Annotated in this window: 24 protein-coding genes; 19 read left to right on the top strand and 5 right to left on the bottom strand. The window is 54.2% G+C overall.

Translation table 11 applies throughout. The annotated features are described in order from the left end of the window. Positions 1-73 precede the first annotated feature (73 nt). The 4 genes from ACXAF0_RS08405 to ACXAF0_RS08390 all read right to left on the bottom strand — a co-directional run bounded on the left by ACXAF0_RS08405 (position 74) and on the right by ACXAF0_RS08390 (position 3,722). A complete protein-coding gene (locus tag ACXAF0_RS08405; RefSeq protein ID WP_210519258.1) occupies positions 74-853 on the bottom strand; it encodes an SDR family oxidoreductase in 780 nt (259 codons plus the stop codon). 145 nt (positions 854-998) lie between these two features. Beyond that, entirely contained in the window at positions 999-1,652 is a 654-nt protein-coding gene (locus ACXAF0_RS08400) for a 2-dehydro-3-deoxy-6-phosphogalactonate aldolase (RefSeq protein WP_475345433.1), read from the bottom strand. Positions 1,653-1,655: 3 nt separating this feature from the next. Then, positions 1,656-2,618, bottom strand: a complete 963-nt coding sequence (locus ACXAF0_RS08395; protein ID WP_475345432.1) for a 2-dehydro-3-deoxygalactonokinase — start codon at positions 2,616-2,618, stop codon at positions 1,656-1,658. A 93-nt stretch (positions 2,619-2,711) separates the two neighbouring features. Beyond that, a complete protein-coding gene (locus tag ACXAF0_RS08390; RefSeq protein WP_475345431.1) occupies positions 2,712-3,722 on the bottom strand; it encodes a cation diffusion facilitator family transporter in 1,011 nt (336 codons plus the stop codon). 510 nt (positions 3,723-4,232) lie between these two features. Between ACXAF0_RS08390 and katG the strand changes: the two genes are divergently transcribed. The 13 genes from katG to ACXAF0_RS08325 all read left to right on the top strand — a co-directional run bounded on the left by katG (position 4,233) and on the right by ACXAF0_RS08325 (position 16,791). Further along, the gene (gene katG / locus ACXAF0_RS08385) at positions 4,233-6,416 is read left to right on the top strand and encodes a catalase/peroxidase HPI (protein ID WP_475345430.1); all 2,184 of its coding nucleotides are present in this window, start codon (positions 4,233-4,235) and stop codon (positions 6,414-6,416) included. Positions 6,417-6,601: 185 nt separating this feature from the next. After that, on the top strand, positions 6,602-8,593 hold the full coding sequence (locus tag ACXAF0_RS08380; RefSeq protein ID WP_297020642.1) for an AAA family ATPase: 1,992 nt from the start codon (positions 6,602-6,604) through the stop codon (positions 8,591-8,593). Next, positions 8,590-9,639: a hypothetical protein gene (locus ACXAF0_RS08375; protein WP_475345429.1), complete on the top strand. Its 1,050-nt coding sequence runs from the start codon at positions 8,590-8,592 to the stop codon at positions 9,637-9,639. The genes ACXAF0_RS08380 and ACXAF0_RS08375 overlap by 4 nt, the downstream gene beginning before the upstream one ends. 155 nt (positions 9,640-9,794) lie before the next feature. Then, complete coding sequence (locus tag ACXAF0_RS08370) at positions 9,795-10,640, top strand: COG3904 family protein (protein WP_475345428.1); 846 nt, start codon at positions 9,795-9,797, stop codon at positions 10,638-10,640. Positions 10,641-10,994: 354 nt separating this feature from the next. After that, the gene (locus ACXAF0_RS08365) at positions 10,995-11,360 is read left to right on the top strand and encodes a hypothetical protein (RefSeq protein WP_475345427.1); all 366 of its coding nucleotides are present in this window, start codon (positions 10,995-10,997) and stop codon (positions 11,358-11,360) included. Next, on the top strand, positions 11,357-11,593 hold the full coding sequence (locus tag ACXAF0_RS08360) for a helix-turn-helix transcriptional regulator (RefSeq protein WP_475345426.1): 237 nt from the start codon (positions 11,357-11,359) through the stop codon (positions 11,591-11,593). Before ACXAF0_RS08365 ends, ACXAF0_RS08360 begins: the two co-directional genes overlap by 4 nt. Beyond that, positions 11,580-12,323 (top strand): P-loop NTPase family protein, encoded by a 744-nt coding sequence (locus tag ACXAF0_RS08355; RefSeq protein ID WP_475345425.1) that lies wholly within the window; start codon positions 11,580-11,582, stop codon positions 12,321-12,323. The genes ACXAF0_RS08360 and ACXAF0_RS08355 overlap by 14 nt, the downstream gene beginning before the upstream one ends. Beyond that, entirely contained in the window at positions 12,323-12,763 is a 441-nt protein-coding gene (locus ACXAF0_RS08350; protein ID WP_062952323.1) for a hypothetical protein, read from the top strand. Before ACXAF0_RS08355 ends, ACXAF0_RS08350 begins: the two co-directional genes overlap by 1 nt. An 18-nt stretch (positions 12,764-12,781) precedes the next feature. Next, on the top strand, positions 12,782-13,096 hold the full coding sequence (locus ACXAF0_RS08345) for a TrbC/VirB2 family protein (protein WP_475345424.1): 315 nt from the start codon (positions 12,782-12,784) through the stop codon (positions 13,094-13,096). After that, on the top strand, positions 13,093-13,392 hold the full coding sequence (locus ACXAF0_RS08340; RefSeq protein ID WP_475345423.1) for a hypothetical protein: 300 nt from the start codon (positions 13,093-13,095) through the stop codon (positions 13,390-13,392). The genes ACXAF0_RS08345 and ACXAF0_RS08340 overlap by 4 nt, the downstream gene beginning before the upstream one ends. Next, positions 13,389-15,779 (top strand): VirB4 family type IV secretion system protein, encoded by a 2,391-nt coding sequence (locus ACXAF0_RS08335; RefSeq protein WP_475345422.1) that lies wholly within the window; start codon positions 13,389-13,391, stop codon positions 15,777-15,779. Before ACXAF0_RS08340 ends, ACXAF0_RS08335 begins: the two co-directional genes overlap by 4 nt. Beyond that, entirely contained in the window at positions 15,761-15,943 is a 183-nt protein-coding gene (locus ACXAF0_RS08330; protein WP_213474339.1) for a hypothetical protein, read from the top strand. The genes ACXAF0_RS08335 and ACXAF0_RS08330 overlap by 19 nt, the downstream gene beginning before the upstream one ends. Next, positions 15,940-16,791: a hypothetical protein gene (locus tag ACXAF0_RS08325; RefSeq protein WP_475345421.1), complete on the top strand. Its 852-nt coding sequence runs from the start codon at positions 15,940-15,942 to the stop codon at positions 16,789-16,791. The genes ACXAF0_RS08330 and ACXAF0_RS08325 overlap by 4 nt, the downstream gene beginning before the upstream one ends. A gap of 5 nt (positions 16,792-16,796) precedes the next feature. Here ACXAF0_RS08325 and ACXAF0_RS08320 read toward each other — a convergent pair whose 3' ends face one another. Then, complete coding sequence (locus tag ACXAF0_RS08320; protein WP_475345420.1) at positions 16,797-17,270, bottom strand: hypothetical protein; 474 nt, start codon at positions 17,268-17,270, stop codon at positions 16,797-16,799. Between ACXAF0_RS08320 and ACXAF0_RS08315 the strand changes: the two genes are divergently transcribed. From ACXAF0_RS08315 to ACXAF0_RS08290, 6 genes are read left to right on the top strand one after another with little or no spacing between them, the layout of a single operon-like run. Further along, positions 17,254-18,375, top strand: coding sequence for a hypothetical protein (locus ACXAF0_RS08315; RefSeq protein WP_475345419.1), 1,122 nt, complete (start codon positions 17,254-17,256; stop codon positions 18,373-18,375). The genes ACXAF0_RS08320 and ACXAF0_RS08315 overlap by 17 nt on opposite strands. Beyond that, positions 18,372-18,665 carry a hypothetical protein gene (locus ACXAF0_RS08310; RefSeq protein ID WP_475345418.1) on the top strand — a complete coding sequence of 98 codons (294 nt, stop codon included), beginning with the start codon at positions 18,372-18,374 and terminating at the stop codon, positions 18,663-18,665. Before ACXAF0_RS08315 ends, ACXAF0_RS08310 begins: the two co-directional genes overlap by 4 nt. Continuing rightward, positions 18,656-18,841 (top strand): hypothetical protein, encoded by a 186-nt coding sequence (locus ACXAF0_RS08305; RefSeq protein ID WP_475345417.1) that lies wholly within the window; start codon positions 18,656-18,658, stop codon positions 18,839-18,841. The genes ACXAF0_RS08310 and ACXAF0_RS08305 overlap by 10 nt, the downstream gene beginning before the upstream one ends. Continuing rightward, positions 18,829-19,557 carry a VirB8 family type IV secretion system protein gene (locus ACXAF0_RS08300; protein WP_475345416.1) on the top strand — a complete coding sequence of 243 codons (729 nt, stop codon included), beginning with the start codon at positions 18,829-18,831 and terminating at the stop codon, positions 19,555-19,557. Before ACXAF0_RS08305 ends, ACXAF0_RS08300 begins: the two co-directional genes overlap by 13 nt. After that, the gene (locus ACXAF0_RS08295; RefSeq protein WP_475345415.1) at positions 19,554-20,624 is read left to right on the top strand and encodes a TrbG/VirB9 family P-type conjugative transfer protein; all 1,071 of its coding nucleotides are present in this window, start codon (positions 19,554-19,556) and stop codon (positions 20,622-20,624) included. Before ACXAF0_RS08300 ends, ACXAF0_RS08295 begins: the two co-directional genes overlap by 4 nt. Continuing rightward, complete coding sequence (locus tag ACXAF0_RS08290; protein ID WP_475345414.1) at positions 20,621-21,712, top strand: TraB/TrbI/VirB10 family type IV secretion system protein; 1,092 nt, start codon at positions 20,621-20,623, stop codon at positions 21,710-21,712. Before ACXAF0_RS08295 ends, ACXAF0_RS08290 begins: the two co-directional genes overlap by 4 nt. Position 21,713: the final 1 nt, after the last annotated feature.

Here is a 21,713-nt window from a genome sequence, read left to right as displayed (position 1 = left end):
GCGCAGCCTACTTAAAGGTACGTGAGCACCGGAAGCGCAGAAGCCAGCCGTTTGCAGACCAGCATGGGGCGAATTAAAGGGTGGAGTTGAAGGCTCCGCCGTCTAGAAGAACGTTTTGTCCCACCATGAATTTCGCATGCTCGCTGCACATGAAGGCACAGGTCGCCCCGAAATCAAGCGGATCGCCAAAACGTCCGGTCGGAAGACCGGCCTGGGTTTTGGTGCGCGCTTCTTCAAGGGTAATGCCCTCGGCCTTGGACTTGTTGGTCATCAGCGCATTGATACGGTCTGTATCATGCTGGCCCGGCAGAAGGTTGTTCATGATCACACCATCCTTGGCGACCTGACGCGAGGTACCGGCGACAAAACCGGTCAGACCGGCACGCGCGCCGTTGGAAAGGCCAAGATGCGGGATCGGCGATTTTACAGAACCCGACGTGATATTCACGATCCGGCCCCACTGACGCGAAATCATGCCCGGCAATACTGCCGTTGCCAACAGGATCGGGGTCAGCATGTTTGACTGCACAGCTGCTTCCCATTCCTTCTGGCCCCAATCGGACCAGACACCCGGGGGCGGACCACCGGCATTATTGACCAGAATGTCAGGCGCATCGACAGCGGCCAGAACCTTGTTACGGCCCTCTTCGGTGGTGATGTCGCACGCAACCGTAGTGACGTTCACACCATAGGTGTCGCGGATATATTCCGCCGTTTCATTCAGCGGCCCTTCGGAGCGCGCATTGAGCACAAGGTCAACACCGGCCTCGGCCAGCTTGATCGCACAGCCACGGCCAAGCCCCTTGGATGACGCACAAACGATGGCCTTGCGGCCCTTAATTCCAAGATCCAATGGATCCTCCCATGTTCAGGAATTCAGACAATGGCAGGAATTTAGCCCGCACGCCCCAAAGGGTCAAACGCACTTCCACAATTTGGAATTATTTCAAAACCGAATATTCCGGAACCTGCAGGCACTGCAGATGGTGAATAGCCCTTCAGCCAAACACCGCATCATGGGCGCTGACATAGGCAATCGCGGCTTTTGAGACGTCACCCGCCGTCATGCCGGGCTTATAGATGCCTGAGCCCAGCCCAAAGCCATCGCAGCCTGCCTTGGCGTAGGTGGCGAAATCCTCCGGGCCGACACCGCCAACGGCATAAACTGGCGTGCTTTGGGGCAAAACAGCCCGCATGGCCTTGATGCCCTCGGCCCCGATGATGCTGGCTGGGAAAATCTTCAGCCCGTCGGCCCCGGCCTTGATCGCGGCAAAGCATTCGGTTGGCGTCAAAACACCTGGCCAGGAACCCATGCCAAGTTCCTTGGTCTTGGCAATCACGTCGATATCGCAATTGGGCGAGACCACGAACTCGCCCTTGGCGGCCTTGACGTCGGCAACGTCCTTGGCGGTCAGAACCGTGCCCGCCCCGATGAGGGCGGCGTCGCCAACTGCGTCTTTCATCGCCGCAATGCTTTTAAGCGGCTCGGGCGAATTCAGCGGCACCTCGATCATCGTGATGCCGGCATCGACCAGCGCACGCGCCATATTGGCGGCCTCATGCGGTTGCACGCCGCGCAGGATCGCGATCAGGCGGCGGTGCGCCTTGCCGGTCACCGGATCGGTAATCTGTTCTGCAACATAGGATGTCATGGCTCAGTTTTCCTTCGATGTCGAAACAAGGGTCGCGTGTGCCCGCGCCAAACCTGAAAGTGTAATCGCCGCCCCATCCTGCAGGGCGGCCTTGTGGTCATGCACGGCCAAGGCTGCCTGATAAAGCGATGCCAGCTTGCCCGCCCCGATCAGCGCGATGTTCTCGCCCGGCTGCAAAAGTCCCAACACATCGGCAATTTCCGTCCCGATAACAGTTCCCGAAAGCACCGACGCGCCCGGCGCCACAGACGCTCCCGCTGGTGCCACAAGTGCCGCGGCCCGCACACCAAACAGGCGATGCAAAAACGCGGTCGGTTGTGTAAGTGCTGCGCGCACCGCATCGGCAAAGGCCGCATCGTCCCAGTCATCACCCACCGAATGGCGCAGGATGGAGTGTTGCGACAGCAGGGCAAACACCTCACCACTCATATAGGTGCGAAAGGCGGTAATCTCCGCGCCCGAAATGCGCGCCCACTTCGAATGCGTACCCGGCAAACAGACCCAGCCGGCAAACTCCGGATGGGCGGCCATGAAGCCAACCAACTGGGTTTCCTCGCCGCGCATGACATCAGCATCCCCGCGCTGGCACAGTCCGGGCAGAATAAACACCGAAATGCGAGGATCCCTCACATCCGGTTTCATCGCACCTTTTGCCAGGTCCGCAGGCCGTGCCGGCACGTCGCAATAAGGTGCTTCCAGCCAGCCCTGCTTGGCCCCGGCCATACCGCAAATCACGACGGGCAATCCGACCATGTCCTTGGCAAGCCAAGCGTCAATCAGATCAATCAGCACCGCTTCAAAGGAAAGCTTCGGGTCACCGGCAATCGCATTCATGCCAAGCGGGCTTTCAGCAGAACCAAGGATGTTAGCGTTATCATCCATCGCCCAGACCCGCAGGTTGGAGGTCCCCCAATCAACAGCAATCCATGACAGAGACGTTCCGTAATCCTGATTTAGCGCGCTCACCCTGCCCTCGAATTTTGGTGTTGGTTTTATTCCTCATACTATTGCGCAGACCCGCGGTCAATGCGCGCGGATGCCGTTTGCAACAATGCGACCTTAAGCTGGATGTTCTGCGCCGTGTGCGTCCTCGGCCGCGCGGGCTTGCTTCAGAAGATCCTGATGCCCGGTCCAGCTTTGTGCTTCGATAAACACCTTGGAAACTTCGGGGATCGCCGCGCGAATTTCGCTTTCCAATCGGCTGACAGCCGCTTCGACCTGTGGGGAGGTCACCTTGTCCGCGAAATCGACACTGACACACACCATCAGGCTTTGCGGCCCGTGATGCAGGGTAATGATCTCATTCACCTTAAGGATGCCCGGAATGGCCGCGACCATGTCGGCAATCATTTTCCGGCTTTGGCGATTGGCACTTTCACCAATCAGAAGCCCCTTGCACTCGACCGCAAGCATGAAGGCCGTGACCGCCAGAATAAGCCCGATCATCACCGATGCCAGCCCATCAAGTACCGGCATCTCAAACAAATAGGCCGCCGCAATCCCCACACAGGCCACGACAAGGCCGAGTAACGCGGCTGAATCCTCAAACAAAATGACAAACACCGTCGGGTCCTTGCTGCTGCGTACTGCCTTGACCAGCGGCATATCGGGGTGCTGTGCGCGAAACGTCAGGTAAGCCGTGCGAAACGCTATGCCTTCCAGCACAATGGCAACCGCCAGGATCGAAAACACCACGTGATAGGTCCTAACATCAAACCCGCCAAGCACTGCCACCACATGCACATCAAGCGCATGCGGATGGATGATCTTGTCCACCCCTTCCCAGATCGAAACACCGGCGCCGAGCCCGAAAATCATCACCGCCACCAGAAACGACCAGAAATAGGTTTCCTTGCCATAGCCCAGCGGATGCCGTTCATCCGGCTCGCGGGTCGAAAGCCGCAACCCCAAAAGCAAAAGCCCCTGATTGCCGGTATCGACCAGCGAATGAATGCCTTCCGACATCATCGCGGCAGAGCCGGTAATCGCCGCCCCGCCAAACTTCGCTACAGCAATCAACAGATTGGCCGCTGCTGCCATGTAAATGGCACCTTTTGAAGAATGAGACATGTCGGGATTTCCGCTTTCTGTGGGGCTGCATCAAGGCAGTGTGGTGGGCAGGCAACATCCAGGATCAGGAAAATCCGGAACGAAGATTGTGAACTGGAACACAGTCTAACCGACTGAGAACAAATGTCACGGCCCCAACCAACAACCGCCACAAACCAAGGCTTTCAGCCCATCTCAAGCAATTATCGATAAAAACTATCAAAAACACATGAAATAACTATTTCCCCTATCATATTGGCTGTTGTTAGCCTTCTCGTAGCGATGAGGGAAACCCGTCGCATCGGATTGAATGATCTGCATCGCATTGCGATCTTTGAGTTGAGCATTACCTACAACATGAAACCTTAACGCATAAATTCTGGTTTCATCGCGGTGGTTTTGGTTAAATCACCTCAGGGAGAAATAACGATACGGGCGCAACCAAGCAAAGCGCCCCATCTACCGCGCGATCAACGCGATACGGGTCCAGGAGCTGTTTAAAACATCTCAGCCACGACGGAGAGAGAAAAAATGGACGGAAAACATACCGCAGGGAAATGTCCGGTAATGCATGGTGGCATGACCGAGACCGGCAAAACCGCCACCGATTGGTGGCCGAAAACCCTTAATCTCGACATTCTTCATCAGCACGACACCAAGGTGAATCCCTATGGTGAAGACTTCAACTATGCTGAAGAATTCAAAAAGCTCGACCTTGAAGCCGTCAAGACCGACATCAAAAACCTCATGACCGACAGCCAGGAATGGTGGCCGGCCGACTGGGGCCATTATGGTGGTCTGATGATCCGTATGGCGTGGCACTCTGCCGGGTCGTACCGCTTGGCCGATGGCCGTGGCGGTGGTGGTAAGGGCAACCTGCGTTTTGCCCCGCTGAACTCCTGGCCTGATAACGTCAACCTTGATAAGGCGCGTCGTCTTCTCTGGCCAATCAAAAAGAAATACGGCAACAAGCTTTCCTGGGCCGACCTGATCATTCTCGCCGGCACCATGGCTTATGAGTCGATGGGTCTTAAGGTCTTTGGCTTTGCCGGTGGCCGCGAAGATATCTGGCACCCGGAAAAGGACACCTATTGGGGTGCGGAACGCGAATGGCTCGCACCAAGCGACAATCGTTATGACGATGTGTCAAATCCCGAAACCATGGAAAACCCGCTGGCGGCTGTTCAGATGGGCCTGATTTATGTAAACCCCGAAGGCGTGAATGGTCAGCCAGACCCGCTCAAAACCGCCGGTCAGGTGCGTGAAACCTTTGCCCGTATGGCAATGAATGACGAAGAAACCGCGGCCCTCACCGTCGGTGGCCACACCGTTGGTAAAACCCACGGCAATGGCGACGCCGCACTGCTTGAAGCCGAACCCGAAGCCGCCGACGTCCATGAGCAGGGCTTTGGCTGGATGAACCACACCAAGCGTGGCATTGGCCGCGATACCGTGACGTCGGGCATCGAAGGTGCCTGGACCACCCACCCGACCAAGTGGGATAACGGCTATTGCGAACTGCTGCTGGGTTATGAGTGGGAACTCAAGAAAAGCCCGGCTGGCGCCAACCAGTGGGAACCGATCGGTATTGCGGAAGAACACATGCCGGTTGACGTCGAAGATCCGTCGATCCGTCGCATGCCGATCATGACCGATGCCGACATGGCGATGAAGATGGACCCGACCTATCGCGCCATCATCGAGAAATTCAATAACGACTTTGAATACTTCTCCGATTGCTTTGCCCGCGCATGGTTCAAGCTGACCCACCGTGATATGGGCCCGAAGGCCTGCTATCTCGGCCCGGATGTTCCGGAAGAAGACCTGATCTGGCAGGACCCGATCCCGGCTGTTGATTACACCCTCAACGATGCCGAGATCGCCGATCTCAAATCCAAGCTGCTGGGTCTTGGCCTATCCGCGACCGATCTGATCAACACCGCCTGGGATAGTGCCCGCACCTATCGTGGGTCGGACCGCCGGGGTGGTGCCAATGGGGCGCGCATCCGTCTGGCGCCGCAGAAGAATTGGGAAGGCAACGAACCCGCACGCCTTGCCAAGGTTCTCAAAACCCTTGAGGACTTCCAGGCAGGCCTTGCCAAGAAAGTCTCGATCGCTGACCTCATCGTGCTTGCCGGTTCGGCTGCGGTTGAAAAGGCCGCGCATGATGCCGGCTTTAACATCACCGTCCCGTTCGCACCGGGCCGGGGTGACGCAACCGATGAAATGACCGATGCCGACAGCTTCGACGTGCTTGAGCCGCTGGCGGACGGCTTCCGCAACTGGTCGAAAAAGGACTATGTCGTCTCACCGGAAGAAATGCTGCTCGACCGTGCACAGCTCATGGGCCTGACCGCCCATGAAATGACCGTGCTCATCGGTGGTATGCGCGCGCTCGGCACCAACCATGGCGGCACCAAACACGGTGTCTTCACCGACCGGGTTGGCGTTCTCTCGAACGACTTCTTCGTCAACCTGACCGACATGGCCTATAGCTGGAAACCGGCTGGCGATAACCTGTACAACATCGTTGATCGCAAATCCGGCGACACCAAATTCACTGCCACCCGCGTGGATCTGGTGTTTGGCTCCAACTCGATCCTACGCGCCTACGCCGAAGTCTACGCCCAGGACGACAACCACGAGAAGTTCGTCAAGGACTTCGTTGCGGCTTGGACCAAAGTCATGAACGCCGATCGTTTTGATCTGGCGTGAAGGCTGATCGCCTGATGTGATTTGGATTGGAGCTTTTGGGCTCTGATGTGAGAACACCCCCGGTCGTTAGGCCGGGGGTGTTTTTTTGGCAGTTGACGCCTTATCTCAGTAAAATTCAATTGTTTTAGAAGTCTACACCCACTAAACTTTAAGATGTAGCTTCAGAATAGGATATAAGTAAGTTGTTGAAACGCTGGTCGGTCGAGGGCTTCAAGTCAATCGGAGATAGGATAAACATTGATCTCTCCCCTCTTACGGTATTTGTGGGAGCAAATAGTAGTGGGAAGAGCACCATTCTCCAGAGTATTTTACTATTAAAACAAACGGTTCAGTATGCACCGACGAATAGGCCACTCACACTTAATGGACCGATCCTGAAACTGGGCCGGTTTGACGACGTTTTACACACTACCCTAAACAACAACCAAATAACATTTGGTTATTGTTTAGATCTCTCTCCAAAACCTAAAACTAAGTCCAGCTACAGTCTCGCATACAATTTGCGAAACACAGGAATAGAACTAGAATCATTTGACAAACTTACATTTGAAGCCGGCTTCTCTGTGGACGATCCGCTATCCGAGCTATCCCAACTGCAACCAAAGCTAAACTTTTCCAGCGTATCTCTCCAACCTCAAGCAGAGCAATACGCAGATATCATTGAAGTCGAGGATGGTTTCTTTGAGGAAGTATTCAAAGAACATCAGGCTGCAAACACGAGTGTAACCATCCACTCTGCCAGCGGGAAAAGCTATGGATCAGACGAAGACAACATAAATTTTGCAGACATCCCGGCTACTTCACGACACCAATATTCAGTTGGAAACCTAAGCAACGAGCTGGAGCAAGATATTATTGAAGGCCTTGCATCTCCCAAAATTGTAAGCGCCGATACAGTTCACTTCATGCCAAGTAAATTCACCGTAGAGTTTAACGCATCAATCACCGAAGCTAATATTATTGTGGATGATATCTGCACACTATCAACGTCACATAGGTCAAGATCAAGAGCACAACAAGCACAAATACCCGGAAAAATTGTTGCCGACATATTAAATTACTTGTCTCAACAAATTTCATTCGACGATTTATTCAACAGCCCAAATGCACCGCTTCGCGTGCAAATAGATGATCAACGAAAATTTACCAGCAGAGAGGTGGTAAAACTCATACTTGATCAATTCCTACCGGACGCTCCGAGAGGATTTGCAAGGTTCCAGCCAGCGCCACAATTTGGCAGCGTACTAAACAACAATAACGTCCCATATAGAAAGCTCCGAAGCGCACTTCAAGACTTAGCGCCAGCACTATTAAACATGCTAACTGAGGACAACATCAACAGGCTAGAGCACATTAGCAAACGGCCTAGTGTTTTGAGAGAAGCGGCCGCCTACTCAAACCGCTTCTTTGCCAGATCAATTAAGTATCTTGGCCCCTTAAGAGATGACCCCAAACCCCTGTATCCCCTTGAAGCTCTCGTAAACCCACTTGATATTGGATACCGTGGAGAACACACAGCTGCTGTTCTAGAGCTGAATCGAGATAGATTGGTTGAATACATCCGCCCCGAAGCAATTGAAAACGGCAAAATCCCCGAATTTACAGATTCGGATACCTTACACGACGCAGCCCAACGATGGCTTTCTTATCTAGGAGTTGCAGAAGATGTCTCCACATCGGACAAGGGAAAATTCGGGCATGAAATGCAGGTCAAGACAAAAGGGGTCAATAAGACCCACGACCTAACAAATGTTGGCGTTGGAGTAAGCCAAGTCCTTCCAATTATTATAATGTCACTCTTATCGGAAGATGGCTCCATTCTAATTTTTGAACAACCTGAGCTGCACCTTCATCCATTGGTGCAAGCTAGGCTATCTGACTTTTTCATTGCGATCTCCCTGCAAGGAAAACAGTGCATCATTGAGTCACATAGCGAGTATCTAATTAAGCGGCTAAGAAGACGTACGGCAGAATTCTCCGATGAGACACTAACCGACATTAGCAAAATCTACTTTGTCGAACGCAACAACGGTGTATCGTCTTACAAACCAATATCTCTAAATGCCTTTGGAAATGTCTCTGAATGGCCAAAAGATTTCTTTGACCAATCAGACAAAGAAACCGAACAAATAATAAAAGCCGCAACAATCAAAAAACTTAAGAACCGCAAAAAATGACGATAAATATTTCTATTGGACCCTCATTTTTTACGGAAGCATTTGAAAGCGACAACCCTATCATTAAAAGGAAATTTCTGTCTTTATATTTACAATTGTCGAGATTTTCTAATTTTGGAAATCACTTACGCACCTTAATCAATCCAGAAACCATCGACTACCTGTCTTCAACAGATAATTTTCCGTTTTCTCACCGACTAGAGAACCTTCTTGCGTCCATCGATGAGAACGACATTGTCAATGCGAATGATCTTTCATCAAGATTAACTTCCATAATTGAAAGATCTATTGATTACGATGCTATCGGAATCACTGATCTATTATGCAGCAATATTAATATTGATGGAAGCCCTCTCCAAGACTTAGCACCCGCGGCACAAGAGGCAGAAGAACGTTGTGTTACGGTATCAGCGTTACATGCATGTTCGTTGTTGAGAACAAAACATGAGGTTCTGTCATGCTTGCCATCAAGTAATTACCAAGTGAATGCTCATGGGCAAATACACGATATCGAACCAATTGAATGCCTAGAGACAGATATTAACACACCTTTCTCATTTGCTGGCACAATCAAAAATGTAAATTTAGAATGCCGAATTGAAGACTATATAAACGCTTGGGAGGTTTGGCAAACCTCAGAAACCCCTGAAGACTTAGAACTAGCAATTTATGTTAAAGCTTATGAAATCCTGAAGGCAACTGGAGAACAGAACCCAGACCTTAAAGTTTCTTCGTTTAAAATAGGAGACTATTTTTTAAACTCTTTATTAGATAACCAAGCCGCTAGAAGCGCCCGATTTTCTCACACAACATTAAATTCTACGGCTCGGTTGGTGGCAGGCATCGCTCTTGAGAACTGTAATGCTTTCAGAAAAGCAAGCGCTTCCACGGCGGCGCAACTTACTCGTCAGTCAGATGGGGCAAAGGCTTGGAGATACCATTTGACCAAAGGGCACGAAGCCTTGCGATTAATGTACTGGAGCTTACCTAACGGTAAAATCGAGCTCGCAAATGTAGGACCCAAAGCTGAATTACTGATACGGTGATGTTACGTGCCGCGCTTACACAGCTTATCACACTCAGGTATGTGCTGGTTTATAGAGCAACCAACAAATTTTCACCCTTAAGCTAGGACATCAACCGTTTAGGGAAAAACCAATTGGTATATCTCCGGGACCATTGGCAGGGAAAACACGCGCTATTGTTCGCGCTGTGCGTCAACCTGATCCTGATCCGAGCCCTGATTCTGTTTGCCGATCGCTATACTCTGCCGCCCTATATCCCTGATCGCATCCCGGCCCTGATCGCGACGGTTGCGTTTATTCTTGTTTTTCATGGCGTTGTTTTTGTCTGGCAGATGATTGGGGTACTGCGCGCCACCCAGCATCAATCAAGCATTCTGGCCAACATCTGGACCGTTGTGAGTTATGGGGTGATCGGGCTTTCTCTGGTCTTCACAGCCCTCAGCATCGCGGCCTCTTTCCGTGCCCTCGCCCCGGAGCGGTTTATACCGGTCAACCTCACCGAGCTTGAAGATGCCCGCGCCAGCCAATATGCGCTGACGCTTAGTCCCGATAACAACCGCATTCACATCACCGGCATCTTTGCCCTTGGCATGGCGCAGCGGTTGGCGACCCTGCTTGATGAAAATCCGGGAGTGACCGGCATCGTCCTTCACAGTGATGGCGGGCATGTCTATGAGGGGCGCGGTGTCGGCTTCCTGATCCGCGACCGGGGCTTGGACACCTATGTGTTTGCCGATTGCAGCTCCGCCTGCACGACCGCCTTTATCGGTGGCGCCAAACGCTACCTCGGCCCTGATGGCCGGCTGGGCTTCCATCAATACAAGATCGATCTGAACTATCCCGTCCCGCTTTATGACATCAAGGGCCAGCAGGAAAAGGAAATCACCTTTTATCGCAGCCAGGGCATTGCCGAGAGCTTCCTTGAACAAGTCTTTCTCGCCCCGCATACCGGGATCTGGTTCCCGGACGTGGAGGAGCTGATGGAGGCTGGTGTTGTTGATGGGATGATTGATGGGGAGTGAGCTTGTGGCTCCTTTGAACCTCCGCAGTCTGCGCGCGGCTCCGCCGTGCTCGACCTTCAGCCTAAAAACGTGCCACTGGCACGTTTTCTATACGTCTTCAGCCTTCAAGTTATGAGCGCTCCCTTTGGTCGCAGCCATCCCCTTCATGGGCACAAGCTCAAGACCTACCCAGACAATCAAAAATGCAAAAGGCCCGCCTGCTGGCGAGCCTTTGACATTTTGGTTGCGGGGGCATACCTGTTTGCCCAATTCTTTTCCCCGAGAAACATCAGATTTTGGTGCACTCGGTAGAGAATTGAGACCATACATTTCCGATCCTTGTCAAGTCGTTAACGGCATGATGGGGGTCCTACAATGCCAGCCGAATGGGGTCAGGCGAAGATCGAAATCCTTGCTTTGCGAGATGAAATTCTCGGCAAACTTGAGCAAGGCATTCTGGTCAGAACAATCTACGAAGAACTGAGTGCATCGGGACGTATCACAATGTCTCGCCGGTCATTCTATGACCGCGTTAAACGACTGCGCACTGAAGCCTCGAAGTCCACACGCAACACCTCTGCGCAGTCCACTGCTAGCACCAGCAAACCAATCCAGAACTACCTGACTGAGAAGTCGAAGCCAGCCACAAGCAACTTGCTCCCAAGCCTGAAGGCCGAAGAGCAAGAAGAGCTTGATCGCTTGTGGGAAGGATCGTCGGACGACACGGAGGAAACTCCGTGAACTCCTGGCAATCAGACTACCTCACCCTTCACACCCGCCTGCGGCAAGCCCGCGAGAGCAAACACCTCACCCAAGCTGGTGCCGGTGAATGTATCGGCGTGTGCGAACGCACCTATCGAGATTTTGAGGCTGGCAGGACGGATCTGTCTGCAGCCCACGTGTTCCGCCTCGCCACTGTGCTGGGCTTCAAAATTATCATTTCAGATGGAGTTATCGCCGATGGCGTTGATTAATCTTACCCTTCAGGGCAAGGGAGGGGTCGGCAAGTCGTTTGTCGCAAGCCTTCTTGCGCAGCATTACCTCAAACGCGAAACCCCGCTTCATTGCTATGACACCGATCCGGTCAACCAAACCTTTGCCGGATACAAGGCTTTCCCCGTCGAAACCATTCGCCTCGGCGAACGTCCCGACGAGATCAATCCGCGCTATTTCGATGCCCTGATCGAACAGATCATGACTGGCCCGGAAGACGGCGTTGTCGTGATCGACAACGGTGCCAGCACCTTCTTGCCGCTGCTTGGCTATATGGTCGAAGCTCAGGCACTGCAGATGCTGGCAGAGGCCGGTCATGAGGTTCGCCTCCATACCGTGCTTACCGGTGGGCAGGCACTGAATGACACCATGCAGGGCCTGCATCAGGTTCTGCAGAGCGTTCCCGATATTCCGGTTGTCGTGTGGCTGAATGAGTATTTCGGGCGGATCGAACGCAAGAACACATCCGGCGAAGTCGAGAGCTTCGAGCATTCCGGACTTTACAAGAAAAATAAGAACCGCATTCACGCCCTGGTGCGCCTACCCGAGGTTCGCAAAGAAACCTTTGGCCACGACATCGAGCAAATGATGCGTGCCCGCCTGACCTTTGATGAGGCAGGCAGCCATGCAGACTTTCCCCTGATGTCGCGCCAACGCCTGATGATGACCTGGCGCAGCGTTGGGTCGGCCATGGAACAGGCGGTGCTGTAATGGCCAGCGTTCTTGATGAGGCTCCTCCGCCGCCCCTGACCATGGACAGCATCGAAGAGCTGCGCACCCATTTGTGGAAAGTTCATCAGGTCACCGTCGAGGACGGTGATCCGGTGCTGATGATCTACACCATCCACAAGGTCGTGCTCGACGAGCATCGTCGCCTGATCGATCAGCATAACCGGACCCTGTCCGGGATTATCCAGGCACAGGCAGAAACCTTCACCAACGATGTCACTGCCGCCATCGAGGACTTCAAGAATGAAGCTCTGACCGATGCCGTGCGGGAACGTCTGTCTGCCATGCAGGAAGCCGCCCGCCTTGCCGATACGGCCCAGGACCGCTTTCGCAAGATGGTCAAGCTGATCTCCATCCTCACCGCTCTCAATCTGGTCGCCGTCGTCTTCACGCTGGGCGTCCTCACCGTTTTGACGATTTGACGACAAGGAAAACACTCCATGGACAAACGCAGCCTTATCAAAATCGCAGTCATTGCTGGTCTTGCCACATTGGCAATGACCGAACCCGCTTTTGCTCAAGACACCACAGGTGGCAACTGGTGGGATCCGGTTGTTTCTTTCCTTGAACTTCTGGCCGAAGGCTTTGGCAAGATCTTCGCCATCGCGCTTGGTCTTGGCCTGGTCGTCTATGGCGGTTGGGGCGCTTTCACCGGCAGGCTCGATCCACAACGCGGCATCATGATGGTGATTGGTGGCATTCTGGTCACTGCAGGACCGGCCATAGCTTCGGGTCTTCTGGGGGTTCTCAAATGAAAGCCGCCAGTGCTGTTCTCATTCAGGTCCAGCGCCAGATGACGCTGATCGGTCTGCCGATCTCACTTCTGCTTGTTGCCGGTCTTGCTGGCGTTCTGGGTTTTGTCCTGCCCGTCGTGTTCGATTTTCCTGCCCTAGTTATTCCGGGCGGGATCGTGGGCTTTGTCGCTGCCTGGATCTATCTCGTCAAACATCAGCGGATCAATCCGAACTATGACCGCGATCTGCTGGTGACCCCGATGTTTTGGCGCAACCGCAAAGCCGAGCGGCTCCTGACCACGGGAGGACGCAAATGATCTGGACCGATGTAATCACCACTGGTCTTGTGACCGGCATGGCAGGCGGACTGGTCGTTCCGGCAGGTCGTCGCTTCTTGCTTGGCGATATTGCGCAAGACTGGCTGCAGGACGAGTTGGAACTCGACGGGATTGATCCGGTCGATGGCGTCACTGTACGCGGCAAAGACGGTTCGCTGTCGCGTATCTGGCACCTGCAAGGGACCAGCTATGACGCCCGTATCGAGACCGAACAACAAACCTTGTTGCTCGGTCGCCAGTCTCTGCTGCAAGAGCTTGGCAAACGGTCAGTCACTGTTCGGTTGTTCGCAATCAAACGCCAGCGTGAGATTGCCGCTCATGCGAAGTGGCCCAATAGCGTGCTTGATGAGATCGGCACTGCAGAAGCCCGGCAATATAAATCAAGTTACTTCATCGACTGGTATCTGATGGCAACGGCGCAGACCATGCAGCCTTTGCTGGATGCCGAAGAGAAAATCCCGGCCATCCTTTCGGAATATCGTCCAGAGCTTCTTGCACGCTCTGACGACGACCAGCCTTGTTTGCTTTCCGGGTTTCTCAATGGATTGGTCAGTGGCGATTATCGCCGTGACCTTCCGGCGACCAGTCATAATCTGTCTGCAAACCTTCCGGCATCTGACCTTCATTGCGACAAGGTGACCGGCACCATCACAACCCATGTTCTGGCCCGACAATTCCAAAAGGTCATTACCGTTACACTCTGGCCAGAAACGGTATCAGGCCATCTGATCGGCGAGATCCTCGCTCTGCAGGGCGATATCGAGATTTGCCAGATCTGTGATCCCTGGGGCAGTGATCAGGCAATGCTGGTCAACAAGCGCCGCATGGCGGGTGAATCTAACTCCTGGTTTGGCAATCCGGCAGCAGCAGCAGAAGTCTCGACCCTGCTCGACCTTTTGGCCGAAGGCAAAACAGCCCTTTTCGCCACGCAGTTCCAGATCATTCCACGCGCCGAAACCGAGGAAAAACTCAACGTCCTTATTCGCGAGATCACAGAAATCCTTGGTAACAAGCGGATCGGCTATGCGGTGCAAACCAAAGGTGCACCTGTCTGCTGGTTTAATCGCCTGCCTGTCGTTTCCAAACGCAAGATCAGATTGCCTGGCAGTCAGTTCATGGCCCCGCTGGATCTGCGCGATCAGAATATCGCAGCCCTTTGGGCTTTGCCGCATTCCGCAACCGGTATGTTGGCCAGCCAGTTTGGCCCGGCACCAGTGCGCTTGTTTAAAACACCGACCGGCCAGTCCTATGCGTTCCAGTTTCAGGTGGTCAACAAGCCGTTCTCACTTGGCAACTTTCTGGTCTTTGCACCCTCCGGGGTCGGTAAATCCACCCTGATCATGCATCTGATGGGTGGTCTTGCGAAGTTTGAGAATGTGCGGTCCTACATCTTTGATTCCAAGGAAGGCACGCGCTTCATGGTCGAAGCCATGGGCGGTCTTTATCAAGCCTATGATGGATTGTCGCTCAACCCACTGGATGTTGGCGATGACACGCCAAAGAACCGTGAACGTGTCTATGCGATCCTCAAGTCACTTGCCGGAATAGATCTCGAAGACGGTGACATCGATGCGCTTAATCATGCCGTCGATCTCGCATTCCAGATTGAACCACCACACCGCACGCTTAATGCCATCTATCCCTTTGCCTTTGCCCGTCGCTCTGCGCTTCGTCGCGCCTTCGCGCAATGGGTGACGGACGACAAGGGCAATACAGGTCTTCGCAGCCACATCTTCAACGCCCCGCATGACAGCCTTGGCGGTTTTCTGAACCAGTCACACATGGTTGGCATCAACATGAATGAGGCGCTGGCCGATCCGGCACTCGGTGGGCCAGTGGTTGGTCATATCTCGGAGGCTATCAGTAAATCTGTTGCCGGGCGTAATGGTGGTTTTGTCATCTTCATTGATGAAGCGGCCAAGCTGCTTTCCAACCCCGGCTTTCGCGATCTCGGTGCCGAGATGTATCGCGAATATCGCAAGCTTGGCGGTGCGGTTGGCATGGCGTTCCAGGATCCGGCAGGTCTGGGCAAAACCGGGGCCGCTGAGGCGATCATCGAGAACACCGCCACCATGATCTTCTTCCCGAACTCCAAGGTGACGGAAGAAAGCCTCAAGCCGTTCAATCTCAATGAAGAGCAAAAGCTGTTTGTCCAGGGCCGCACGCGGTCACGCAAGAAGAATGATCGGCGGGTTCTGATCATCAAGCGCGATGAGGCAAGCGGCTTTGAGGAAAGCGCCATTCTTGATGTCGATCTGACACCACTTGGCGATGCTGCACGGTTCTACCGTTCCGGGCCGGATGCCAATAACGACCTAGCCACCACTCAACGCAAATGGGGGGACGCATGGCCAAGCCATCTGTAAGCAACTGCGATCACCCGGACATGATCAAACAATCCCTTTTAATGATGGCTGTAACCAGCCTCGTTGGTGCTGTTGGCCTGATTGCGATGATGCATTGGCCGCTCGCTACCAGTGTTGTCCTGATCTTCATGCTTGTCCTTCTTCTGGCAGGAGGTCGATCATGAACAGGCGTCTTCGTTCTGTCGCTCTTGCGTTCGGGATTGTTCTGGCGACCCCGGCAATTGCCTACGCCACCTATCCGGTGATCGATGTGTCTGCCATTGCCAAACTCGGCGAGCAGCTCAGCAAAATGCAAAAGCAGATTGATCAGCTCAAGCAACATACTGAATGGCTGACCAAATTGAGCGCTCAGGCCCAGGGCACGATTGATGCCATCGGGGCCATGGGGCAGATCACCCTGCCCGTGCTGAACATGCAGAAGCTCACCAACCGGATCATGCGCGACGTTCAATGTCTGACGCCGGACCTGTCTGGTCTGATGCCAGGCATGAATCTCGATGATCTCGACTTCTTTAGCATCTGCGAGGGTCGAAGCATCTATCGCCAGTCGCTTTGGTTTGATCCGAACGATCCCTCAACCTGGACTTTCCCGGAAGGCAGCGAGTTCGCTGGCAGCAACAATGGCTCAGGTTCCGGCAGTGGTGTCTGGTCCAATCCGGATCACCCCGTCAACAAGGCCAAATGGAAGGCACAACAACAAGCCCGTGCCATGGTCGAAGCCAGACGCGAAGAGCTGGCCAAGGATGCCGTCACAACCGGCTTGGCGCAGAGCGATCTGACTGTTCAAAGCGCAGAAGAAATTCAACAAGCCATTGAAGAGCTTGAGGCTAGAACCAACGGTGCGGCGGATATGAAGCGTCTTCTGATGGCAATTGCCAAATGGATGGCGATGTCTAATCGCCAGCAGGTTCAACAGCAGCAGCTCATGGCGCAACTGGTCAAAATCCAGTCAACCATGTTGCTGCAATACCTGCCGCCCCAGCAGCGTGAAGATGCGGAGGCGGCAGAATGATCGGCTTACTTTCCTGCCAAAAACGTGTTGTCGCGTTTCACATCATTCTTGGTACGCCAATCGGGAAGATCGCGGCACGAATGCGTGAAAACGTTTCGCTGCTCCATCGTCCAACAAGATCCGGCCTTTCTCCATTCGTTCCAGGCAAATGCTTTGTCCTTGTTGGTTACAGCTCGGTAGACGTTCTTCCAAACCTCATAAACCCGATGGAGATCATACCCGCGCTGTATGAGGTCGCCTTCAGGATGCTTCGCCAATCTCTGCAGAACTTCCTCTCGCGATCCAACGACAAGTTCTTTGTTCGCTTCATACACCGGCATTACGCGGTCCCACTCGGAAACAGCGTCTGCACGCGTGTAGTTCGTCCAAAGAGACACCGCGTAATCCCAATCCAAGTAGTCGGACTTCTGGGAATAAATCTGCGCGTTAGCGGCTCCCCCAAAAACCAAAAGGAATACGGCGATGAATGATGACGACATCACCTGCCTGACGTGTGATGTGGTGACGGAATACGTCGATCTGGCAAACAGTTTCACCCAGAACCTGAGCACTGTGCTGCTCGAACCCATGTGGTTCATCTATCTCTCCGTCGTTGGCCTATGGATCGTCATTCATGGCGGCAAGATGATCATGGGAAAGGGCGATCTAATTGGATTCGCTCATGAATTCGCCTTCATTACTATAGCCGGTCTGCTGCTCGGCGGGCAAGGGCCCACTCTCGTAAATTCCATCTATCAGATGGCTTTATCAACGATGGGTAGTGCTGCCGGGGTGGTGCTATCTGCCGGGATGGAAGGTGGCATCGCAAGCGCCAAAATTCCTAGCGAAGCCTCTTCGCTGGGTGGTATGGCGCAGCTGGTCTATGTCGCCGAACAAGGCTTGATGAGCGTACTTCGCATCGCCTTTGAGATCTGGGCTTCAATTTCGCTCGGCAATCTGATGGCCGGGGTTTACGGCGTACTGCTCGCCCTACCCTACATCATCCTGATCATTGTTTATTTCAGCCAGGTAGTGGTCAGCATCTTCCGCGTGATGATGTTCTCGGCCCTCTCTCCAATCCTGATGCTTGCCGTCGGCTTTGGTTGGGGACGCGGCATGGCGATCACGGGAGTTCGAACCGTCTTCGCCGCCTTCATGGTGCTGTTCGGCTCAACACTGGCTCTGGCACTGTGTCTATATGGTGCCGCTTCGCTTGACATCCAGAACACCGAGAATGTTCGTGAGATAACATCAATCGACAATCCGGGCCTGTGGGTTGCGATTGTTCTTGGCTGGATGGGCACAGCCTTTATGGCTGAGGCAACCGGCATGGCCAACTCGATTGCCGGATCCCAGCTGACCAATCAGGCCGCTGCCGTCATTACCGCAGGCATGACCGCAACCGGTCTTTCCCTTGTCAATGCCGCCAAGAAATACGCGCCGGGCGGTGCTTCTGCGGCACTTGATGCTGTTCTCCTTGGTGCGGGCGCCGCCCGCAATCCGGTTGGAGCGGCAGGAGCTGCCAAAGACAGTCTCGTTGCCGCCAAGAATGCCGTCGTGGAACGCCTCAAGACACCGACCTTTGATCGGGGAGGAAAGCCATGAACCGTCTCAAGAAATTCCTGCGTGATCTCGTTCTGACCATCGCCGCTTTTCCCCTCGTCGCACTCTGGCTGCTGGTTCTGACCGGCATGTTTTCGCCAGAAAGTGTGATCGTCTTCGTCATGGCCCTTCGCGAAGTCGATGCAGAGCAGTTGGCCGGTCTGATGCGCAGTGCCGTTCATATCTGGATCGCCCTATCCATCGTCCTTGCCCTTGCCAGACTTGTTCTTGGCTTGGGCGCTTCATCCTCCCCGACCGCCACCAATCAGAAAGGATCGCAGCCATGCGCCTGATCCCCAAACATTTCGTCCCAATGCTGTGCCTTGTCGTTCTTCTGTCAGGCTGTGTCTCCGTTTCAAAAGACCGCGAGATCCCCAAGGACGGGACCGGAACCGATGAAATGAAACTCAGCCCCTGTGTCTGCGATCCGGTTGAGTTCAATGGCGAGGGTTTCTCATGGCTTGGCTAGGGCGCATCGGCAAACGCGATAACGGGCGCAAGTCGTTGGTCAAAGTGCCCTCAACGCATAAAGCCACCGTTGCTGCAGATCCTTTCAGCTTTCAGGCCAGCCATCGCAGGCTCGCCTGGATGCTTCGCCTGTCTGCCGGGACCAACATTGTGCTTGGCGCTGGCGTCGTGGTTCTGGTGCAAACCGTTGCGCATCTCGTACCCCTCAAGGAAACCGCGATTGCTCTGGTCCGGACATATGGCCCGGATGACCGCACTTATGTTGTCGAACCGGTTAGCAAGAAGGTCGAAGGTTTCGAAGTCTTTCTTGAAGCCCAGGCAAAGCGTTTCGTTCTGATCACCAACGAGATTGATCCAGTCACACAGCAAGAGCGCCAGCGCGAAGCATCCAGACTGTCTGATGCCAGCTTCTGGGAACGCTTCAAACGCGAGCGGATCGATAGTGGCCTGATCACCGAGGCCCTTGAAAAAGGCATCGAGCGTGAAGTGCGGATCGTTTCCATCGATCCCATCGCAACCCTGTCATCAGACCATAAATACGCGGTCGATTTCATCCAGATTGATCACCGTCGCGGCAAAGAGATCTCGCGCAAAGCCTTGCGCGCCTATCTGACGCTGGCAACCCGCCAACAGAACGTCTCCGAAGCCGACAAATACACAAATCCCTTTGGCGTCACCGTGCTCGACATGGTGCTGAGAGAAAGAGGTGCGTCATGAAACGCCTGAGTAATCTTGTTTTCCATCTTGTTCTGGGCAGCCTGATTTTGGCCGTCCTCGTGCTTGGCTATCAACGCGCCAATGCGCAAACAGCCGCACGCCCGCCGATGCCGGGTCAATCACAGCAGCCGTTTTCTGGCGTGCCTGGTTCGCCACAACAATCTGCCCCTTCCATGCCCGTCCCTGACAGCGTGGTCGATCAGGCCCGCGATCAGAATGAAGGCTACTTCAACGCAATGAGTCGTCCGCGTACCAGCGGACAGGTTCAGGATGTGTGGGATGATGCAGACCCGAGTGAAGCCGTTTATGCGACCGATCTGTGTGATGATTGTACCTACAAGATCCGCACCCGCGAGTTCATGGTCACCGTGCTTGAACTACCACGCGGTGAGAAGATTGAAGCGGTCGATCTTGGCGATGATGGCGGGTTTTCTGTCAAACCACGCGGTGAACGGCGTTTGGCTGTGCGCCCCAGCGGATACGGTTATGACACCTCACTTGTCGTCTATGGTAAATCAGGTGCTGTTTATCCGTTTTATCTGAGGGCGGAGAGCTTCAACTCGGTCAATGTGCCCGATCTGATTGTGCGGATTGAAGGATCCGTTCAGATCGAAAGCGATCCGGCAGTTGCTGGCTTTGACGACATAGGTAAAGCCAGCCTTCCGGCGATGTCTGTTCCAGGGCTTGGCAACAAGTCTGCAGCTATCGATACCGCGATTGCCGAACTGAGCGACACCAATCCGGGCACACCTGAAGGCGACTTTGTTGCGCAATCCCCGTTCGATCCGAACGCCCTGCATGGCTGGGGTGAATATGATCTCTGGGGCGATGAGACCCTCCGCCCGGAGACAGTCTTTCGGGATGACCACTTCACCTATATCCGCTTTGGCAAGCGCTGGAAGGATATCGAACTGCCAACTGCCTATGTGGTGGTTGATGGCATAGATGAGCTGGTCAATACCCGTGTGCAGGGTGAGACCTACATCATCGAAAGCACCCGACCGCTGATCACGCTCAAAAGCGGCAAGAGCTTCCTTTGTGTTGAATATACCGGGGAAGGCGCATGAGTGCATTTTGTGATGTCGCACTGGTGCTCGGCCTGACCTTTGGGGGTGTATGTGCCGAACCGGTCGTCAATGAACCGCCAACCCTGCCAGCTGATGATCCATCGGTCTGGGCTCTTCCGGCCCCGCCGCCACCAGTACCAGCAGCTCCTGCCCCATCGATGCCACCAATCATCATCAAGGAGGCAAAGCCGGAACCAAAGCCTGCACCGGCACCAGAGCCCGTTCAAGAACCTGAACCTGTTCCTGAACCTCCCGCGCCGGATCCTTATCGCATGGCCTTGGAGGCTGCCTGGCAACATCGCGTTTCCTTGTCGTCAGACTGGGGCACCCCGGCGTGGCAGTCTGATGAGATGGCCGGTGCTTCTGGTCATACTGCCCTGCCCGACATCAGCGCACCAGCGCCCATGGATCCTCTCGACCTGCCGGTCGGCGAAAACGACAAGGCGGATTATGAAGGGCCGCGCCGGACATCCACACTTCCTGTCGATAACAGTCGGATCATTACGGCAGATCGCTATATCACCGTGATCCTTGAAACCGGGATCAACAGTCAGGTTGGCGGCGATGCAACCGGCACTGTGATCGTCCAGTCAGCCCGTGATGTCTATGGCTATCACGGGCGCAATGTTCTGATCCCCAAAGGGTCCCGACTGATCTGCAATTATGACCCGCCCAAGGATATGGGCAGCTCGCGCCTCTCCATTGCCTGCGAACGCATCCTGATTGCCGGACACCGGGCCGAGATCCGCCAGCTCGCATCCCCGATCAGTGACATTCAAGGCCGCCAAGGGGCTGCTGGTGAAGTGGATCGCCGCTTCTGGGAACGCTATGGCAGCGCCTTCATGCTGACCGGGATTTCGACGGCTGTTCGCTATGCCGCCGCCACCACAAAATCAGAAGAAAGCGACGGCGAAGTTGCAACCGCGGCTGCTGAAAAAGCTGCCGAGGAACTCTCGACCCGCTTTGGAGAAATCAGCGCCAGCGTCCTTGAAGAGACGCTCTCGCTGCAACCCATCATCACCATCCCGCAAGGCACCCGCCTTCAGATCCGTCCGGCAACGGACTGGTACATCGCAAATGTGGAGTAAA

It is taken from the genome of Thalassospira sp. ABD4_177 (genome assembly GCF_056160125.1).
This window is presented reverse-complemented; position numbering and strand designations above follow the sequence as displayed.

What these genes read in the sequence shown, in the direction of transcription:
- ACXAF0_RS08400 (WP_475345433.1), bottom strand. Translation starts at nt 1,652, where the DNA reads ATGACATCCTATGTTGCAGAACAGATTACCGATCCGGTGACCGGCAAG.
- ACXAF0_RS08390 (WP_475345431.1), bottom strand. Translation starts at nt 3,722, where the DNA reads ATGTCTCATTCTTCAAAAGGTGCCATTTACATGGCAGCAGCGGCCAAT.
- katG (WP_475345430.1), top strand. Translation starts at nt 4,233, where the DNA reads ATGGACGGAAAACATACCGCAGGGAAATGTCCGGTAATGCATGGTGGC.
- ACXAF0_RS08375 (WP_475345429.1), top strand. Translation starts at nt 8,590, where the DNA reads ATGACGATAAATATTTCTATTGGACCCTCATTTTTTACGGAAGCATTT.
- ACXAF0_RS08365 (WP_475345427.1), top strand. Translation starts at nt 10,995, where the DNA reads ATGCCAGCCGAATGGGGTCAGGCGAAGATCGAAATCCTTGCTTTGCGA.
- ACXAF0_RS08355 (WP_475345425.1), top strand. Translation starts at nt 11,580, where the DNA reads ATGGCGTTGATTAATCTTACCCTTCAGGGCAAGGGAGGGGTCGGCAAG.
- ACXAF0_RS08350 (WP_062952323.1), top strand. Translation starts at nt 12,323, where the DNA reads ATGGCCAGCGTTCTTGATGAGGCTCCTCCGCCGCCCCTGACCATGGAC.
- ACXAF0_RS08345 (WP_475345424.1), top strand. Translation starts at nt 12,782, where the DNA reads ATGGACAAACGCAGCCTTATCAAAATCGCAGTCATTGCTGGTCTTGCC.
- ACXAF0_RS08340 (WP_475345423.1), top strand. Translation starts at nt 13,093, where the DNA reads ATGAAAGCCGCCAGTGCTGTTCTCATTCAGGTCCAGCGCCAGATGACG.
- ACXAF0_RS08335 (WP_475345422.1), top strand. Translation starts at nt 13,389, where the DNA reads ATGATCTGGACCGATGTAATCACCACTGGTCTTGTGACCGGCATGGCA.
- ACXAF0_RS08330 (WP_213474339.1), top strand. Translation starts at nt 15,761, where the DNA reads ATGGCCAAGCCATCTGTAAGCAACTGCGATCACCCGGACATGATCAAA.
- ACXAF0_RS08325 (WP_475345421.1), top strand. Translation starts at nt 15,940, where the DNA reads ATGAACAGGCGTCTTCGTTCTGTCGCTCTTGCGTTCGGGATTGTTCTG.
- ACXAF0_RS08315 (WP_475345419.1), top strand. Translation starts at nt 17,254, where the DNA reads ATGAATGATGACGACATCACCTGCCTGACGTGTGATGTGGTGACGGAA.
- ACXAF0_RS08320 (WP_475345420.1), bottom strand. Translation starts at nt 17,270, where the DNA reads ATGTCGTCATCATTCATCGCCGTATTCCTTTTGGTTTTTGGGGGAGCC.
- ACXAF0_RS08310 (WP_475345418.1), top strand. Translation starts at nt 18,372, where the DNA reads ATGAACCGTCTCAAGAAATTCCTGCGTGATCTCGTTCTGACCATCGCC.
- ACXAF0_RS08305 (WP_475345417.1), top strand. Translation starts at nt 18,656, where the DNA reads ATGCGCCTGATCCCCAAACATTTCGTCCCAATGCTGTGCCTTGTCGTT.
- ACXAF0_RS08300 (WP_475345416.1), top strand. Translation starts at nt 18,829, where the DNA reads ATGGCTTGGCTAGGGCGCATCGGCAAACGCGATAACGGGCGCAAGTCG.
- ACXAF0_RS08295 (WP_475345415.1), top strand. Translation starts at nt 19,554, where the DNA reads ATGAAACGCCTGAGTAATCTTGTTTTCCATCTTGTTCTGGGCAGCCTG.
- ACXAF0_RS08290 (WP_475345414.1), top strand. Translation starts at nt 20,621, where the DNA reads ATGAGTGCATTTTGTGATGTCGCACTGGTGCTCGGCCTGACCTTTGGG.